At 65.8% G+C, this 16,899-nt stretch carries 18 protein-coding genes; 13 read left to right on the forward strand and 5 right to left on the reverse strand.

Annotated elements, in window-relative coordinates; translation table 11 throughout:
- The 3 genes from NBG84_RS19565 to NBG84_RS19575 form a co-directional block, all read left to right on the forward strand.
- Positions 1–2,730, forward strand: a 2,730-nt coding sequence (locus tag NBG84_RS19565; protein WP_250920812.1) for an alpha/beta fold hydrolase, incomplete at its 5' end; no start/stop codon positions are given.
- A gap of 16 nt (positions 2,731–2,746) precedes the next feature.
- The gene (locus NBG84_RS19570; protein WP_250920813.1) at positions 2,747–3,436 is read left to right on the forward strand and encodes a thioesterase II family protein; all 690 of its coding nucleotides are present in this window, start codon (positions 2,747–2,749) and stop codon (positions 3,434–3,436) included.
- A gap of 52 nt (positions 3,437–3,488) precedes the next feature.
- Complete coding sequence (locus NBG84_RS19575; RefSeq protein ID WP_250920814.1) at positions 3,489–4,745, forward strand: cytochrome P450; 1,257 nt, start codon at positions 3,489–3,491, stop codon at positions 4,743–4,745.
- 91 nt (positions 4,746–4,836) lie between these two features.
- On the opposite strand, the gene NBG84_RS19580 is transcribed toward NBG84_RS19575, so the two are convergent.
- Complete coding sequence (locus NBG84_RS19580) at positions 4,837–5,763, reverse strand: phytanoyl-CoA dioxygenase family protein (RefSeq protein WP_250920815.1); 927 nt, start codon at positions 5,761–5,763, stop codon at positions 4,837–4,839.
- Between the two features lie 43 nt (positions 5,764–5,806).
- A complete protein-coding gene (locus NBG84_RS19585) occupies positions 5,807–6,643 on the reverse strand; it encodes a putative nonproteinogenic amino acid hydroxylase (protein ID WP_250920816.1) in 837 nt (278 codons plus the stop codon).
- A gap of 312 nt (positions 6,644–6,955) precedes the next feature.
- Here NBG84_RS19585 and NBG84_RS19590 point away from each other — a divergent pair, with 312 nt between their 5' ends.
- Positions 6,956–7,177, forward strand: a complete 222-nt coding sequence (locus NBG84_RS19590; protein ID WP_250920817.1) for a phosphopantetheine-binding protein — start codon at positions 6,956–6,958, stop codon at positions 7,175–7,177.
- 205 nt (positions 7,178–7,382) lie between these two features.
- Here NBG84_RS19590 and NBG84_RS19595 read toward each other — a convergent pair whose 3' ends face one another.
- Positions 7,383–8,246: a hypothetical protein gene (locus NBG84_RS19595; protein WP_250920818.1), complete on the reverse strand. Its 864-nt coding sequence runs from the start codon at positions 8,244–8,246 to the stop codon at positions 7,383–7,385.
- A gap of 189 nt (positions 8,247–8,435) precedes the next feature.
- On the opposite strand from NBG84_RS19595, the gene NBG84_RS19600 reads away from it, so the two are divergent.
- Entirely contained in the window at positions 8,436–9,215 is a 780-nt protein-coding gene (locus tag NBG84_RS19600; protein WP_250920819.1) for an AfsR/SARP family transcriptional regulator, read from the forward strand.
- Between the two features lie 36 nt (positions 9,216–9,251).
- Complete coding sequence (locus NBG84_RS19605; protein ID WP_308312086.1) at positions 9,252–10,571, forward strand: activator-dependent family glycosyltransferase; 1,320 nt, start codon at positions 9,252–9,254, stop codon at positions 10,569–10,571.
- 182 nt (positions 10,572–10,753) lie between these two features.
- On the opposite strand, the gene rfbB is transcribed toward NBG84_RS19605, so the two are convergent.
- Both rfbB and rfbA read right to left on the reverse strand, forming a co-directional pair.
- Positions 10,754–11,734, reverse strand: a complete 981-nt coding sequence (gene rfbB / locus NBG84_RS19610) for a dTDP-glucose 4,6-dehydratase (RefSeq protein WP_250920820.1) — start codon at positions 11,732–11,734, stop codon at positions 10,754–10,756.
- Positions 11,731–12,639 (reverse strand): glucose-1-phosphate thymidylyltransferase RfbA, encoded by a 909-nt coding sequence (gene rfbA, locus NBG84_RS19615; protein WP_250920821.1) that lies wholly within the window; start codon positions 12,637–12,639, stop codon positions 11,731–11,733. The genes rfbB and rfbA overlap by 4 nt, the downstream gene beginning before the upstream one ends.
- A gap of 423 nt (positions 12,640–13,062) precedes the next feature.
- Between rfbA and NBG84_RS19620 the strand changes: the two genes are divergently transcribed.
- The 7 genes from NBG84_RS19620 (at position 13,063) to NBG84_RS19650 (ending at position 16,822) form a co-directional block, all read left to right on the forward strand.
- Complete coding sequence (locus NBG84_RS19620; protein ID WP_250920822.1) at positions 13,063–13,389, forward strand: PadR family transcriptional regulator; 327 nt, start codon at positions 13,063–13,065, stop codon at positions 13,387–13,389.
- Positions 13,386–13,742, forward strand: coding sequence for a DUF1048 domain-containing protein (locus tag NBG84_RS19625; protein WP_250920823.1), 357 nt, complete (start codon positions 13,386–13,388; stop codon positions 13,740–13,742). Before NBG84_RS19620 ends, NBG84_RS19625 begins: the two co-directional genes overlap by 4 nt.
- A 1-nt stretch (position 13,743) precedes the next feature.
- Positions 13,744–14,070 (forward strand): DUF1048 domain-containing protein, encoded by a 327-nt coding sequence (locus NBG84_RS19630; protein ID WP_250920824.1) that lies wholly within the window; start codon positions 13,744–13,746, stop codon positions 14,068–14,070.
- 415 nt (positions 14,071–14,485) lie between these two features.
- Complete coding sequence (locus tag NBG84_RS19635) at positions 14,486–14,716, forward strand: hypothetical protein (RefSeq protein WP_250920825.1); 231 nt, start codon at positions 14,486–14,488, stop codon at positions 14,714–14,716.
- 253 nt (positions 14,717–14,969) lie between these two features.
- Complete coding sequence (locus tag NBG84_RS19640; RefSeq protein ID WP_250920826.1) at positions 14,970–15,119, forward strand: hypothetical protein; 150 nt, start codon at positions 14,970–14,972, stop codon at positions 15,117–15,119.
- A 123-nt stretch (positions 15,120–15,242) separates the two neighbouring features.
- Complete coding sequence (locus tag NBG84_RS19645) at positions 15,243–16,061, forward strand: ABC transporter ATP-binding protein (RefSeq protein WP_250920827.1); 819 nt, start codon at positions 15,243–15,245, stop codon at positions 16,059–16,061.
- A complete protein-coding gene (locus NBG84_RS19650) occupies positions 16,058–16,822 on the forward strand; it encodes an ABC transporter permease (protein ID WP_250920828.1) in 765 nt (254 codons plus the stop codon). The genes NBG84_RS19645 and NBG84_RS19650 overlap by 4 nt, the downstream gene beginning before the upstream one ends.
- Positions 16,823–16,899 lie beyond the last annotated feature (77 nt).

Consider the following 16,899-nt stretch of genomic DNA (forward strand, 5'->3'; position numbering starts at 1 on the left):
CCAGGCACAGAACACGTGCCGATCGGCACACCGATCTGGAACACCCAGGTGTATGTGCTGGACCAAGCCCTGCGCCCAGTCGCACCCGGCGTCACCGGCGAGCTCTACCTCGCCGGCACCGGACTCGCCCGAGGCTACCTCGCACACACCCCACTGACCGCAAAGCGGTTCATCGCCAACCCCTACAGTGAACCCGGCACACGGATGTACCGCACCGGCGACCTCGTCCGATGGAACAAGGACGGCCAGCTTGAGTACGTCGGCCGCACCGACTTCCAGATCAAACTCCGCGGACTGCGCATCGAACTCGGCGAAATCGAGAACGTACTCACCGAACACCCCGACGTGGCACAAGCCGCCGTCATCGCACGAGAGGACGACCGGGGCGACAAGCGCCTGATCGCGTACGTGGTACCTGACCTGGGCACCGCGGTCGCTGACACCGACGTCCAGGTAGACGAGTGGCGCCACGTCTACGAGGACACCTATGCCGATTCCGGCGATGAGGCATGGGGGGAGGACTTCCGGGGCTGGAATTCCAGCTACACCGGTGATCCGATCCCGCTGGAGCAGATGGTGGAATGGCGGGATACGGCGGTGGCACAGGTGCTGCGGTTCGCACCGCGGCGGGTCCTGGAGATCGGTGTGGGTTCCGGCCTGCTCCTTGCGCACATCGTCGGCTCGGTCGAGGAGTACTGGGGCACCGACATCTCGGCCACGGTGGTCGACCGCGTGCGGGAGCAGGCCGAGCAGGCCGGTCACGGTAGCCGGGTCCATCTGAGTGTCCAGGCGGCCGACGACGTCTCCGGGCTGCCCCGGGACGGATTCGACACCGTGATCCTCAACTCGGTGGTGCAGTACTTCCCGAGCATCGAATACCTGGACCAGGTACTGAGCCAGACCATGGAACTCCTATCACCGGGCGGCCGGCTGATCGTCAGCGACGTCCGCAACGCCGGGACCCTGCGGCTTCTGCTGACCGCGGTGCAGCGTGCGGCCCAGCCTCACGCCTCCCCCGAAAAGGTGCGGGCGCTGGTAGACCAGGCAATGCTCGCCGAGCGGGAACTGGTGGTCGCCCCGGAGTGGTTCGCCGAATGGGCGGCAGACCATTCGGCCGGCGCCGACATCCAGCTCAAGGCCGGCCAGGCACACAACGAACTGACCCGGCACCGCTACGAGGTCGTCCTGCACAAGGAGCCGGCCGAAACACTCGATCTGGCCGGAGTGCCCCCGGTCCCGTGGGGCCAGGAGGTCTCCGATCTGGCCGGCCTGGCCGGGTGTCTCGACCGAGCGCAGGGCAGCCCGGTCAGGGTGAGCGCAATACCGAACGCACGCCTGGTGGAGGAGGCCGACACGGCCATCTCCGCCGGTGCGCTGAGCACCCCCGCTCTCCATGGCGGACCGCTTGACCCTCAGGACCTGGTCGAATGGGCGCGGCAGCAGGGCTGGCACGCGGTCCTCACCTGGTCGGGCGAGGCCGCCCACGGCTTCGACGCGGTACTGCTGCCCGAGCGGCTGACCACGCGACGGGCCCTGTGCGGAGGTTTCGTTCCCAGCGATGCGGCCGGGCGCCCCCGGGCGAACACTCCCGCGCTCTCCACCTCGATCGGTCCACTCCTGGCGCAGCTGCCCGAGTACCTGCGTGGACAGCTCCCGGACTACATGGTCCCGGCCGCGGTGGTACCTCTTCCGGAACTGCCGCTGACCCCAGCCGGCAAACTCGACCGGCAGGCCCTACCAGCGGAGCTTGGGCCCGCCCCGAGCAGCGGAGAGCCGCGCAACCCCCATGAAGAGAAGCTGTGCTCTCTCTTCGGTGAGTTGCTCGGTGTGGAGAAGGTCGGGATCGACGACGACTTCTTCGCTCTCGGCGGACACTCGCTCCTGGCCACCCGGCTCAGTTCTCGCATCCGCAAGCATTTCGGTGTTGACGTGCCCGTACGGACGATCGTCCGGTATCCCACCGTGGCCGAGCTGGCGGCCCTGATGCTCACCGGCGGTATCCTCACCGAACACACCGACCCATACGCTGTCGTGCTCCCCTTGCACGACGATCCCGGGACGGGGAAGACGCCGGTGTGGTTCCTCCACGGTGGCGGCGGTCTCGGCTGGGTGTTCTTCTCGTTCGCGCCGTACGTGCGGGACCGGCCCGCCTACGCCCTCCAGGCCCGTGGCTGCAACGGAACCGATCCGCTGGCGGAGTCGGTGCAGGAGATGGTCGACGACTACCTCGGCCAGATACTCGAAACCCAGCCGGAAGGGCCCTACCACCTGGTCGGCTGGTCCTTCAGCGGCCCGGTCGCGCACGCCCTCGCGGAGGCCCTGGACCGGCGCGGGCACGAGGTAGGCCTCCTGGCGATCCTGGACGCCATGCCGTCGAGCGGGTTCAAGGACCTGCCCGGCGTGGAGGCGGCGGCGTTCCGGAAGGAAGTCGCGGAATTCATGGGCGAGTTCATGAACACGGGAAACCTGACAGACCTCCTGGACACCATGGGGAAGGTGGGGGCCAACAACCGGACCTTGATGAAGGAGTTCGACTCGCCGGTCTACCGTGGCGACCTGCTGTACTTCCACGCGAAGCTGGGCAAGGACTGGGGCTCGTACGCAATCCACTGGCGGCAGCACGTCCTCGGTTCCATCGAGGAGTACGACGTGGACGCCTCACACGAATACCTGCACATGCCCAAGCCCGCTGGCCAGATCATGCAGGTCATCGCCCGCCGGCTGGATTGAGGATTGGGGATTGGGGATGGTCCAGATGACAGCGTTGGTGTGCGCTCCTTTCGCGGGAGCGGGACCTTCGTTCTTTCACCCGTGGCGGGCACTGGCCGGCGGGCGGTGGCGGGTTGTTCCGGTCGAACTGCCCGGCAGAGAGCGGCGCATTCTGGAGACGCCGTACCGGAACGTGGTCGAGGCCGCCGTGAACTCCGTCGACGACGTCGTCGCGGACCTCGGCGAGAAGGAACGGATCGTATTGTTCGGGCACAGCCTGGGCGCGGTGCTCGCGTACGAGCTCGGGCATCTGCTGAGCGCACGTGATGTGAAGGTCGAACGACTGATCGTCAGCGGTTCGCCGGGACCGTGGACACAGAGGGAGAGACGGGCGACGGGCCTTCCAGAGGAGGAGTTCCTCGCCCGGGTCGAAGAGTTCGCGGGGTTCAGACACGAGGCCCTTGACCACCCGGAGATGCGTGAACTGATTCTCCCCGTGCTACGTGCCGACTGCGAAATGCACGAGAACTACGTTCCGAGCAGCGACAAACCGTTGTCGGTGCCGATCTGTTCGGTTCGAGGAAGCTCCGACGGCCTGGTTGCGGCGGAGCAGGCGCAGGAGTGGCGGATGGCGACCACGGACAAGTTCAGCTATGTGGAGTTCCCTGGCGATCACATGTACCTGGTCGACAGCGCCCGAGAGGTGCTCGGACTGATCGAGGGGTAGTTCGCCCGCGGGCGCCAGCGTCCTCTGCTGCCTGACGAAAGGAAGCGGATCCATGAGAGAGTCCGAAACGAGCCCGGATGAGCAGGTCGTCAGCCTGCTGGCCCCCGAATTCGAGGAAGATCCCATCGGGGCCCTCGCCCGCCTGCGAGAGAGGTCACCACTCGTACGCGTTGGATTTCCTGGTGGGAAACGCGTGTGGCTGATGACGCGCAGCGAGGAGATAAGAAAGGTAGTGAGCGACCCGCGGTTTGTCGTGGATGCCAGCAGGGTCCCGGGTCATGAGGGGCCGAGCGTTACGGAGCAGGTGCTCGCGACTCTCGACCTTTCGGACAAGCTACGCGACTACTTCGGGGTAAACCTGATGCTTGAGGACGGCGAGAGTCACGTTCGGTTGCGGCGTTTCCTCGCGCCAGCGTTCACCGTCCGGCGTATCGAAGCGCTGCGGCCGCGCATCGAAGAGATTTCTGCCAGCCTTCTCGACGTTCTGGACCGGAAGGGCTCCGGCGACCTTCTCCATGAGTACGCCGCACCTCTCACCAGTGCCGTCATCTGTGAGCTCATCGGCATCGACGAGGCGGACCAGCCGCAGATACGGAAGTGGATGGGCGAGTACGCCAATGCCGAGGCGGACTTCACCACAAGTCTGCTGAGCATGTGCGAGCACATCGAGGAACTCATCGGGCGACGTCGTGCCCGGCCGGCGAACGACATGATCTCCACCCTGGTGCAGGCTGTGGACACAGACGGCGTTCGGCTCAGCGAAGCCGACATCATCTCCCTGGCCGTGACTCTGGTGAACGCCGCGTACCACACCATGAACGATTTCATCCTCAACGCGGTTCTCGTACTGGAAGACAATCCGGCTCAGTTGTCTCTGCTTCGCGCCCATCCGCAAGGACTGCCTCATGCTCTCGAAGAGCTGATGCGGATTGCGCCTTCCGTGGCGAATGCCGGGACGCGGTATGCGACCCAGGACCTGGAGCTCGCCGGGGTCTCGATCTGTCAGGGCGATGCCCTGACGGGTTCCATTCGCTCCGCCAACTTCGACCCCCGCTACTTCCCTCGGCCTGAACAGTGCGACATACAACGGGTGCAGAAGCCCGGGGAAGGCCATCTCTCCTTCGGCACGGGGCCGCACCGGTGCATCGGCGCGGCACTCGCGAACCTCGAAGGCGAGGTAGCCATCGACCACCTGATGATCCAGCGCGACAGCCTTGAAGTCACCGTGAGCCGAGGGGAGTTGACCTACCACGATCCCCTGCCCGGTGGGGCCCCGCGGCTGCTCACCTCGCTGCCAGTCCGTATATGAGGATCTGCCGGGTGACACCCGAAGGCACCCCCGAACACCTGGTGTTCGGGGGTGCCTTCGGTCCTCGGTGCGTGCCCCGGCGCGGCTGTGATCAGCTCTTCACGGTGCCTTCGCGCAATCGGTCGATCATGTGCCGGGTCGTCTCGATCGGGCTCTCGTCGGGAAGGCTGCGGGAACGCGGCGGCAGCGCCGCGTTGAGCGCGGTCACCTTGTCGTTCCACTCGTCCTGCCCGGCGAAGGGGATCGTCTCGTTCTCCTGGTAGGGGGGGAACCGGCGGTAGCTGTTCAGATCGTTGGTGTCGGATCCGCGCACCAGCAGTGGGTCGAGGTAGATCCCTTCACTCCGGATCCGCGTGGTCGTCGCGATGTAGCCGATGTCAAGGCCGCACCGCCGCTTGGCGGAGGTGTTCGCCTCCGAGCAATGCAGCAGCTGGGGGTGGTGGATCGAGACATCGCCCGGCTTGAGTTCGATGTCCACGATTCCGGACTTCTCCGTCCACTCCCGCACCAGATCCTCGTCGGAGGTGGAGAACAGCATGTTGGGCTCGTCCGTGCGGGCCGACGGCTTGTGCAACGGCAGTTGGTGACTACCCGGGATCATCCGCAGGCAGCCGTTCTCCGTGCTGCTCTCGTCGACGGCCAGCCACACCGTCAGCGCCTCCATCGGGTCAAGCGCCCAGTATGCGCCGTCCTGGTGCCACAGCACGGGCTGCCCGTCGTACGGGGGCTTGCAGATGTAGTGGGCGGTGAAGCACGCCAGATCGGGGCCGAGGAAGAACTCTGCGATATCCACCAAACGCGGGTCCGATACCAGACGTGCCCAGAAGGCGTCATTGCGGATCAGCGGATGGTGGAAGTGTTCGGGACGCAGATCCGGATACTTGTGGATGAGCCAGTCGACGTGGACGCGTACCTCGTCCAAAACCTCCGGTGGCACGACGCCGCGGATGATGGAGAAGCCCTGCTCGGCGTATTCCGCCGCAGCTTTCCTCAGTACGCCATCGCCAAGCGTGTCCATGCATCAGCTCCTTCTTATGTGCGAGGTCTTGGCCGGCGGCCCCTCACCACTCGAACGTCTCGCCTTGGCTCCGCTTCTCAATGCAGTACGTGCGGTAGGCCTGGGCCTTCTTGACCATCTCGTCGTCCCCGGCACGCCGCGCGGCCTCCACATACCAGTCGAACATCTCCCTGGCGTGCACGTGCCGCTTGAAGTGGAACTCGGCGAATCGGCGGAAGCCCGACCGCATGGTCGCGGGAGTAAGCTGCCGGCAGGAATCCAGAAGCTCTTCGAGTTCCACTTCGGTCGGCTCGGGTCGTTCCATGATGCGGACCGGATCGGTCATGGGAACGTCGCCGCGGATCGCGACCGGCTCTTCGGCGTCGGAGAAGTCGAGGCAGAGGGAGAGCCGGGCAGTTCCAGAGGTGCTGCCTACCGAATGAGGGTCGGTCGTGTGTATCTTCCAAACCTCACCGCGACGGGCATGATAGACGATGTCGTTCTCCGAATGGACAGACTCTTCGCTGGTGCGCAGCGGAACCTGCAGCCTGGTGCCGGGTTCCTCGAATTCGAGGAAATCCACATGCGGGGCCATGCCGCCGTCGCGGAGGCTGAAGATGCGTACCCACTGCAACCGGTCAAGGGAGAAATGATCGGTCACCAGGGACATGGTGTTGGGTAGCTGCCGACCCAGTTCGGTGACGGTGAGACGGTCACCGTGGGGGCGGAAGGTGATGTCGGAATCGGTGCCGCTGCCGTTCGCCAGTACATGACACGACCACGCCCCGAAGGTGAGAGCATCGTACTCACCTTTGTACTCATGGTGATCCACGATGGATAGCTCGGAATCCAGTTGGTACGAGTCGATGGGCAGCACCGCGAGCCGTTGCGACTTCAGCAACGAAATCCCCTTCAACGCATTGATGACTGGAAGCGTCCTGGCGCAAATTGGCGTTACTCCAGGCCGTCACCGTAATTCCCCCCGAGATACCGTGACAACGGCCGCGCGGCCGACGAGCCTCGGCCCCGCCCGCCACGATGCCGACGGCGCGGCGGACGGTGACATCGGACTTGCAGCCGAGGCAGGATCGGCACAGTCACTCCTGTCCCGTTGGCGGGACAACCGGTGCGCGGCAATGGGTTCGCGCCGTTTCACCGGCCGATGGAGGAATGGGACGGGCTGGCTAGGGAATTGGGGCTGCCGGTGTCACTCGTGCACGATATCTCGGCGCTGTGGGGTGAATTCCTCAACTGCGGCGCGGTCGGGGCTGATGACAACTTCTTCGCGCTCGGCGGCAATTCACTGATCGGAATTAGGATCATCGAGCGGGTGTCCCAGGAGTACGGCGTCGAACTGTCGGTGCGCGCGTTCTACCTGGCGGAGACCCCGGCTCGGGTTGCCGAACTGATCGAGCAGGGTCGGACTAGGTCATGAGGTTGACACCGGACGGCTGGCGCGACCTGGACCTCGACCGCCTCGCCCCGGCCCCGTACACAGCGGGCGATCCGCACCCGATCTGGAATGTGTGCAACCGAGCGCTTCCCTTGGCCGGTGAGCGTTTGATTCGGTCGTCCGGGTCCGTGTCGGGAGCGTGGCTGAGCCGGTCGCCGCAACTTTCGAGCAGTGGCTTCGTCTGCTACTAGGAGGGCGCTTCGTTCCGCTTGAGCCAGTGGGTGAGAGGGCACCGGTCCCGGCTCCATGCAGCTTGGCGCTCGGAGTCGCGGCTGGCCTCGGGAAGACAGGCGGGTTGATCGGGTTGGAGAGAGGACCAGTTGACGCTGCGGTCTGGGTTGAGCGGGGTTGTGATCGGGCGAGACGATGCGGACGAGACTCTCTCGCCACTGCCCTGGCCGACGGTGTCCACGGAGTGTTCGATGCCCCGGACCGCCACCCGCGCACCACGCGGCCCGTTCAGATGGGGCAGATGGGGCAGATAGCTGCCATCGGCCAACGCCCGGTCCATGGACAGGGCGAAGGAGTCGGTGGCGCGCCACCGCGGTTCCGCCCCCTGCGAGGCCGCCGAGGTGGATGGGTCGAGGGGCGGGAGGGCCAGGTCGGCCAGCAGAGTCGCCTTCTCGAACTGCGGCAACAGCCGCGTGATCAGGATGCGATCACCCATGCCGAGGCGATCGAAGACCGCCCCGATCGCCGCCTGTGTGCCGCGCGCCCGCAGCGCCGGCCCATGTACCCGCGGACAGGGGCCCGGCCTGATCTCGCCCGAGCGCGGGCGATCGAAGGCCGCGGCGTTCGCCGCGCTGCCGGGCGCGTCGAAGGTGGTGCTGTCCAGCGAGGTCCTGCGCGGGTTCCGCCAGAACGCCCCCGGTACCACGGGTGTTCCCCGTACCCTCCGGGTCCGCTCGAACAGCACCCGCGGCCGCCCGCCGTATCCCACCCCGGTGAACTGCCGCAGCGCCAGCGTGCGGTACACCACCAGTCGGGCCGGCAACAACCGAGCCGCACGCTCTCGGGCACTGGCTGGAGCGTGCGTAGTCGAAGACTCCATCGCGCCCGCATCCGAGAGCACCGTCTCACCCAAGATGTCGGTCCCGGCGTATCGTCTTGGGTTCCGCCGGGCGGCGACGGCGAGAAGACCGGGTGCGAAACTGGAGATATCGGCCGCTCGGGTCCTTCTGCAGGCAGTGGATCAATCACCCAATGGGCCGCGGAAAATTGAGTGACCGGGGGTTCTTCCATGCGATACGAGATCATGGGGCCACTTCGCGTCATGGACGGAGAAGAAGAGTCGACCATCAAGGCGCAGAAGATCGAGATCCTGCTCGCCGTTCTTCTTGTGCGATCGAACCAGGTCGTGGCCATGGACCAGTTGATCAGAGAGATCTGGGGTGAAGCGCCGCCGCGTCGCGCGACTGCGGCCCTGCACGTCTACGTCTCCCAGGTGCGCAAGTTCCTCAGACGCTCCGGTAGGGAAGACGGCCCGGTGCTCACAAAACCGCCCGGATACATGCTGTGCCTCGGATCGGATGGCCTCGACCTCCGGATTTTCGACAGGCTCGTCATGGAAGGCCGGGACTGCTTCCGTACGGGGAATTTCGAGGCGGCCACTCAGAGTTTCGAGGGTGCGTTGAGCCTGTGCCGGGGACCGGTGTTCGACGGCGTCTGCCGAGGACCGATTCTTGAGGGATTCCAGACCTGGTTCAACGAAGCGAGGCTGGAATGCATAGAGATGCTGATGGACGCGCGTCTGGCTCTGGGAAGGCATCGCGAACTCATCAGTGACCTGTACCGGCTCGGCACGGAACACCCGCTGCGAGAGACCTTTCACCGCCAGCTGATGGTGGCGCTGCACCGCAGCGACCGTCAGGCGGATGCGTTGCAGGTGTATCAGCGGGCCCGCCGCACACTCAATGACGAGTTGGGGCTGGAGCCCGGCCGCGGACTCCAGGAGATGCAGCACGCCATCCTCGCCGCAGACAACCGCCTGATGCTGCCTGATCACGCTTCTCGACCGTGACCCAACGAGCCACGGTTCCAGGTCATCGACCAAGGGGTGAATCGCTTGCGAGTTCTGTTCGTCACTGGTCCATGGAATTCACATCTGTACCAGATGGTACCGCTCGCCTGGGCCCTGCAGTCGGCGGGCCACGAAGTGCGGGTGGCCAGCGAACCTGGGTTCGTCGGCAGCATTACCGAAGCCGGCCTGACCGCGGTTCCCGTCGGCCCGGACGAGTCGATGGAGGAGCGTCTGCACCGTATCCGGGGAGAGAGTGCTCCGAAGGTTTCGGCTGCGATCCCGCCGTTCCTGACCGACTCCCTGTTCGATATGGGTGAGGCGGTTCGGGAGGGTCTCCCCTGGGAGGAGGTCTCCTGGCTGTTGGGCACCGTGCTGGTCCCGGGAATGTGGATTGTGAACGACGAGATGGTCGAAGACCTCGTGACGTTCTGCCGCTTCTGGAAGCCCGATCTCGTGTTGTGCGATGTGATCGCACATGCCGGTGCGGTGGCCGCGGACGCCGTCGGGGCAGCACATGCGCGGATGGTGTGCTGGAACGATCTGTTCTTGCGGATCCGCCGCGACTTCCTGCGCGCTCAGCAGCGGCAGCCGGCCGGGGAGCGTCTGGACCCGGTGCGCGAGTGGTACGCGGGCTGGGCGCGGAAGTACGGGCGGGACTTCTCGGAAGAGGTGGTCGCCGGCCAGTTCGCGGTCAACGTCCTGCCCGAACGGTGGCGCCTGGAGCCCCACGAGCGGACACTCTCGATGCGGTATGTGCCCTACAACGGGCGCTCCGTCGTGCCGTCCTGGCTCTGTGAGGCTCCGCGCAGGCCCCGCGTTCTGATGACGTTCGGCATCTCGAAGGCGCCATGGATCGACCCGCTCGGCATGTCGATCGAGCAGGTACAGGAGACGCTGGACTCGGTGGCCGATCTCGACATCGAGCTGGTCCTCACACTGCCGGACGAGGAACGCGACCAGCTCCGGAGGGTTCCGGAGAACACCCGGATCGTCGACTTCGTTCCGATGAACGTCCTCTTGCACAGCTGCTCCGCAGTGATCCATCACGGCGGGGCGGGAGGCTTCAACGGCGCGATGGTGCACGGGATTCCGCAGCTCATCATCGAGGGCTCGGTGGATGCGATCGCCAAGAGGACCGTGCTGCGGGAGACCGGAGCCGGGCTGTCGCTCACGCTGGACGAGTTCACCGGACCATGTGTCAGGGAGTACGTGACACGCCTGCTTGAGGAGGAAGCGTTCCGCGAGGGCGCCGAGCGGCTCCGACAGGAGGCGCTGGACCAGCCCACCCCCGGCGAGTTCGTGTCGGAGCTCGAACGGATCACCGCCGAGTACCGATCGCGCCGTTCGGGCCGCTGAGCGGACCGCGCCGCGTCCGCGTCAGCGCACGCGGTAGATCGAGTGCGGCGCATCGAGTGCGGCGCATCGAGTGCGGCGGAAGAGACAGCGGCCAACGAGGTGCACACACAGGCGAGTTGAGACGTCGGAACTCACCTGATGGTTCGGGAGCCCCGTGCGTCGCACCCAGCGGGCGGTAGGTCTCACGCGGCCAGTCGGCGCTTGAGCGGTTCCCACCGGTCCCGGTTGTCGCGGTACCAGGCGAAGGTCGAGGCGAGCCCGGACGTGAAGTCGTTGCGGGGGGTGTAGCCCAGCTCGGTCCGCGCCCTGGTGTCGTCGAGCGAGTAGCGCCTGTCGTGGCCTTTGCGGTCCGGAACGTAGCGCACCCGGCTCCAGTCCGCGCCGCAGGCTGCGAGCAGTCGACCGGTCAGTTCGCGGTTGCTCAGTTCGGTGTCGCCGCTGATGTTGTAGATGCGGCCCGGAGCACCACTGGTGCGGACCAGTTCGACGGCCCTGCAGTGGTCCGCGACATGCAACCAGTCACGCCGGTTCTCTCCGTCGCCGTAGAGCGGGACGTCGTCCCCGTCAAGCAGGTTGGTGAGGAACAGCGGGATGATCTTCTCGGGGAACTGCTGCGGGCCGTAGTTGTTGCAGCAGCGGGTGACGCGCACGTCCAGGCCGTGGGTGCGGTGGTACGACAGGGCGAGAAGGTCCGAGGCGGCCTTGGACGCGGCATAGGGTGAGTTGGGGTCGAGCGGGTCCTGCTCGGTGCTGGAGCCGCTCTCCACCGAGCCGTAGACCTCGTCCGTGGACACGTGCACGAAGCGGTCGACCTCGTGCCGCAGCGCTGCGTCCAGCAGGGTCTGAGTGCCCATGACGTTCGTACGCACGAACGCCTCGGCGGAGGTGATCGAGCGGTCCACATGGGACTCGGCGGCGAAGTGCACCACGTGGCCGGCCTGTCCCATCAACCTGTCAACGAGGTGGGCATCGCAGATGTCGCCCCGGACGAACGTCAGCCGGGGGTCGCTGAGATCGAGATTGTCCAGACTGCCGGCGTAGGTCAGGCTGTCCAGCACGGTGATCCGGGACACGTCGAATGTCGGTGCCGTGTCGGCCGCGAGCAGCATCCGGACATAGGCGGAGCCGATGAACCCGGCTGCACCGGTGACCAGGAGATTCACAGTTCCTCCGACAAGGCCGTGGGCGGCATGCCCGTGCTGAAGGCGCGGGCGCGCTCCATGACGTACTGGCCGTACGGCGAGCCGCCCATCTCCGCGCCCAGGGCGTGACAGTCGTCCGGGTCGATGTATCCCATGTACATGGCGATCTCTTCGATGCAGCCCAGCCGGGTGCCCTGCCGGCGCTGCATGTCCCGCACGAACGTCCCCGCTTCGAGCAGCGACTCATGTGTCCCGGTGTCCATCCAGGTGACGCCCCTGCCCAGCCACACCAGCTCGGCGGTGCCCTGCTCCAGATAGACCCGCAGCACGTCGGTGATCTCCAGCTCGCCCCGCGCGGACGGCACCAAGCCCTTGGTGATGTCCACTACCTGGGCGTCGAAGAAGTACATCCCGGGGATGGCGAGGTTGGAGCGGGGGTGCCGGGGCTTCTCCTCGATGGAAACGAGCCTGCCCTTTCGATCGATCTCGGCGACGCCGAACCGCCGCGGGTCGGCGACCTCGTGGCCGAACAGCACGCAGCCGCTGTTCTTGAGCGCGCTGCGGCGCAGCAGGGAGGGCAGGTTGGCGCCGTGGAAGAGGTTGTCACCGAGGATCAGCGCGCAGTGCTCGCCGCGGATGTGGTCCTCCCCCACACGGAAGGCGTCGGCGATGCCGCGCGGCTCGTCCTGCGCGGCGTATTCGATGCTCAGCCCAAGGCGCCGTCCGTCGCCGAACAGTGCGCGGAAGAGGGGCAGTTCGGTCGGGCGGGTGATGATGAGGATGTCCCTGACGCCCGCCAGCATGAGCACGGAGAGCGGGTAGTAGATCATGGGCTTGTCGTAGACCGGAGCGAGTTGTTTGGAACCCGCGAAGGTGAGGGGCTGGAGCCGCGTTCCGTTCCCACCCGCGAGAATGATGCCTTTCATCCTCTCCTTTCGCCCCCTCCGAGCCGGTGTTCCCGCATCCTCGGGCGCCGGTCCAAAGCCCGTCTAATGCGGGTCTTACGCGGCGGGGACCCGCCAGCGGTGGAACGGCTCGGGAGGCGATGGCCCTTTCGGTCCCGGGCGGTGGCCGTCGAACCGAAGCCTCCATCGGTGATCGCGGCCGATGCCGGGCCGGATACCCGGGCACAGGGCGGCCCCGGCTCGAAGAACCGGCACCCCGCCACCCGCTACGACGCGGGCGGGACCGTCGAATCCCCCAGACACTGGTCGCTCTGGGTGATCGCCGATGTCGAGGAGCAGACAAGAAGCCGTGTTCGGTGCTTGCTGGGCGCGGCCCACTACTCCGTGATACTGTGTAGCTGTACTCGGTGCTACACAGTACCGAGAGACCGAAGAGGGCCCGCAATGGACGATCTGACGGAGATGCTGAAGGGCACACTCGAGGGCTGCGTGCTTCAGATCATCGGCAGCGAGGAGACCTATGGGTACGCCATCACGCGTCGGCTCAACGAACTCGGCTTTACCGACGTCGTCGAAGGGACGATCTACACCATCTTGGTGCGACTGGAGAGGAACGGGCTGGTTCAGGTGACGAAACGACCGTCCGAACGGGGTCCAGCGCGGAAGTTCTTTGCGCTCAACGACGCAGGACGCAAAGAACTCGCGGCGTTCTGGACGAAATGGGAGTACCTCTCATCACGAATCGACAATCTCAAGGAGGGCGGGCAATGAGCTTCTGGGAGACCCTTACAGGTAGCGACCTCACGAGGGAATGGAAGGCGTTCGAAGCCCGGGCCGAGGCATTGCCGGCCGACTACCGGGCGGCGTGGGAGCAGATCAAGGTCAAGGTCTCCCCCCACTCGGACTTCACGGGCCGCAACCTGATGCCGATCCTTGACGGCGTCCTGGGGCTGCTCGAAGAGACAGCGGCGGACGGGCAGAGCGTTCAGGACGTGCTCGGCGACGACGTCGACGGCTTCTGCGCGGCGCTGACCGGCGGAGAAGAGGCTCGGGACTATCGCGACCGGTGGCGCGAGCAGTTGAACAGGAACGTCGCAAAGAAGCTGGGCCAACTAGGAGGCTGACGTGGGCATCCAGGACATCATCGAGGGCAAGAAGCAGTGGCGGGCGCACGTGGCACGGGTCAAGGCGCTGCCGCCGGACTACCAGATCGTCTACAAGGAGATTCAGAAGTACCTCTTCAAGGTCGGACCGATCGACCTGCCTGACGGGAATCTGCTCTCAGGGATCATCGACTTCTTCGAAGAGGGCGTGGCGGCCGGCAAGGGGGTTCTGGAACTCATCGGCAACGACGTAGCCGCCTTCGCCGACGACCTGGTCAAGGACTCGCGCACCAACGCGGACATCTATCAGGAGTCCATCAGCGGAAAACCCAACACGGCCGAGAAGTGACACCCGTCGTGTGTTCGGTGGCTCAGCGCATCCGGTCAGCCGCTGAGCTTGTTGCCCACGGCCTGAGCGACTGCGCCGTATCTCAGTGATCGGGTGGTTGCTGAGACCGCTTCACCCTCATGTCCGAGCATGGGATGATGACGCGAATTCAGGCACCCCAGAAGGCCACGGTCTGGGAGTGACACCAAGGGCGGGCGTGTATGAGCACGCATGAGGAGAACGCGGCCGGGCCGACGGCACGATCGCGGAGCTCCTGGCCTAAGGCAAGATCACCGAGGACGTCGGCGAGCGGTTGCTTCGGCGCCCTCGAACGAGCACAGCCCGACGCTACGCAGTTGAGGCGCTCCCAGCCCGAAAGCCCCACCCGAGTACCTGCGCACGAGTACCTGCGCACGCGGTCGAACCGACGACTCCAGTGACGACGGGACCACCCGGTCCCAACGTCCGGATCCTGGTCCAACTGCCGTACGCCGGAGCCCGAATCGCCGCCCTCGTCCCTTGTCAGGCACTCACCGAGATCAACGCGGAGCCTGACAGGGCAGGCGTACCAATCGACCTCACCCGACGAGAACCACAACATCTAGCGGACCTCCCCGAGTACCTGGACGACATCACCATCGACCTCGATGACCCGACAGCGGGATGAAGTCTCCCGCGGGTGCCACGGACCTGGCGCGATAGGAGCCCAGGGCCTTGGGGGCTTCGCCGCCAAGGGATTCGAAGCCCGACCCCCGGATCCAGAGTCACCTGCCTTACGTGACTCTCCGTGCCGAGCCATGCTGCCCGATGCCAGTCCCTCCGCGGTTCCATGGGCCGGCAGGTGACGGAGGTCCTCAAGAGGATGTTTCAGGGCATCATGCTCGCGCTCCTGTCCGGCCGCTCCCGCACACGGCCACGAGATGACGGCGTGGCTGCGGGCTCAGGGCCGCTCCGATATTGCCGAGGGAACCGTCTGCGCGCTGCTCGTCGGCATGGAGCAGCGCGGCCTCGGTCGACATGAAGAAGAGTTCTGCGGGATCTGGAGCTTCCTCGCAGAACGGCTCGACTAGCTCCGCCAAGGAGGGTCACGACATGGCCAGAGAGTGGATCTGGCAGATGAGCCGCTACCGGATGACCAGCGCCATCGAGCGCGCCGCCGGAGCAGGCACCGGAAACGAAGAGAGGACCGTCTGATGACAACGGAACGAGCTCAGCCGATCCGCGTACAGGGCCTGGAGAAGTCGTACAAGGACCTCAAAGTGCTGCGCGGCGTGGACTTCGAGGTGCCGCGGGGCAGCATCTTCGCCCTGCTGGGCTCGAACGGAGCAGGCAAGACCACGCTCGTGAGGATCCTGTCCACGCTCCTCAGGCCCGACGCGGGGACCGCAAGCGTCAATGGCTTCGATGTCGCCAGGCAGGCCGATGAAGTGCGCGAGTCCATCAGCCTGACCGGGCAGTTCACCGCCGTCGACAACATCCTCACCGGACGGGAGAACCTCTTACTCGTCGCCAAGCTGCGTCACCTCAAGGACCCGGGACGGATCGCCGATGACATGCTCGAACGCTTCTCGCTGACCAAAGCGGGCTCGCGGCGGGCGGTGACGTACTCGGGTGGCATGCGCCGCCGCCTCGACATCGCGATGAGCCTCATCGGTACCCCTCCGGTCATCTTCCTCGACGAGCCGACGGCCGGACTCGATCCCCAGGGGCGCGTCGAGGTGTGGGAGGCCATCAAGGAACTCGCCGGGCGCGGCACCACGGTGCTGCTCACGACGCAGTATCTGGACGAGGCCGAACACCTCGCCGACCAGATCGCGATCCTCCACGAGGGCCGGATCCTGGTGAACGGCACCCTCACCGAGCTCCAGCAACTGCTCCCGCCGCCCAAGGTCGAATACGTCGAGAAGAAGCCGACCCTCGAAGACGTCTTCTTCGCCATCGTCAGTGAGAACGGCACGGCAGACATCGGCAATGACCGCAACGTCGGCACGACGAGCAGGGAGCAAGGATGACCACGCGATTCCTCGGCGACAGCACCGTCCTGCTGGGCCGCTCCATGCGCCACATCACGCGCAGCCCTGACACCATCATCACCACCGCGATCATGCCGATCTCCATGATGCTGCTGTTCGTCTACGTGTTCGGCGGAGCGGTCAACCTGGGCGGGACGGCTTCGTATGTGAAGTACCTGCTTCCCGGCATTCTGCTCATCACGATCGCTTCGGGTATCTCGTACACCACGCTCCGGCTCTTCATGGATCAGCAGACCGGCATCTTCGAGCGGTTCCACTCCATGCCGATCGCACGCTCCAGCGTGTTGTGGGCACACGTGCTGACCTCACTGTTCGCCAATGCGATCTCGCTGGTGATCGTCATCATCGTCGCCCTGCTCATGGGCTTCCGTTCCGGCGCCGGAGTGCTGTCGTGGCTGGCGGTCGCCGGCCTTCTGACCTTGTTCACCATGACGTTGACATGGATCGCGGTCCTGGCCGCCCTGAGCGCGAAGTCCGCGGAGGGCGCGGGTGCCTTCGCGTACCCGCTCATCTTCCTGCCGTTCCTCAGCTCGGCGATCGTGCCCACCAAGACCATGCCCGCCCCGGTGGAGGCCTTCGCCAATCACCAGCCGGTGACGCCCCTCGTCAACGCGATCCGCAGCCTGTTCACCCAACAGTCGGTCGGCAGCGACGCCTGGATCGCCGTCGCCTGGTGCGTCGGTGTCCTCGTCGTGGCGTACGCCCTTGCCATGGGCGCCTACCGCCGCAAGATCGCCTGAGAAGGGGCGATGCCGGTCGCCCATGCGACGGAAGTCCTCGCTGACCTCCGTCGCATGGCCCTCGATCCGTCGCGCAC

It is taken from the genome of Streptomyces albipurpureus (assembly GCF_023701525.1).
Classification (GTDB): Bacteria; Actinomycetota; Actinomycetes; order Streptomycetales; family Streptomycetaceae; genus Streptomyces; species Streptomyces albipurpureus.

Bases quoted from the DNA above. Each gene is read 5' to 3' on its own strand.
- NBG84_RS19650 (WP_250920828.1), top strand. From the start codon at position 16,058: ATGACCACGCGATTCCTCGGCGACAGCACCGTCCTGCTGGGCCGCTCC.
- NBG84_RS19595 (WP_250920818.1), bottom strand. From the start codon at position 8,246: ATGGAGTCTTCGACTACGCACGCTCCAGCCAGTGCCCGAGAGCGTGCG.
- NBG84_RS19625 (WP_250920823.1), top strand. From the start codon at position 13,386: ATGAGCTTCTGGGAGACCCTTACAGGTAGCGACCTCACGAGGGAATGG.
- NBG84_RS19640 (WP_250920826.1), top strand. From the start codon at position 14,970: ATGACGGCGTGGCTGCGGGCTCAGGGCCGCTCCGATATTGCCGAGGGA.
- rfbA (WP_250920821.1), bottom strand. From the start codon at position 12,639: ATGAAAGGCATCATTCTCGCGGGTGGGAACGGAACGCGGCTCCAGCCC.
- NBG84_RS19570 (WP_250920813.1), top strand. From the start codon at position 2,747: ATGGTCCAGATGACAGCGTTGGTGTGCGCTCCTTTCGCGGGAGCGGGA.
- NBG84_RS19645 (WP_250920827.1), top strand. From the start codon at position 15,243: ATGACAACGGAACGAGCTCAGCCGATCCGCGTACAGGGCCTGGAGAAG.
- NBG84_RS19620 (WP_250920822.1), top strand. From the start codon at position 13,063: ATGGACGATCTGACGGAGATGCTGAAGGGCACACTCGAGGGCTGCGTG.
- NBG84_RS19600 (WP_250920819.1), top strand. From the start codon at position 8,436: ATGCGATACGAGATCATGGGGCCACTTCGCGTCATGGACGGAGAAGAA.
- NBG84_RS19575 (WP_250920814.1), top strand. From the start codon at position 3,489: ATGAGAGAGTCCGAAACGAGCCCGGATGAGCAGGTCGTCAGCCTGCTG.
- NBG84_RS19580 (WP_250920815.1), bottom strand. From the start codon at position 5,763: ATGGACACGCTTGGCGATGGCGTACTGAGGAAAGCTGCGGCGGAATAC.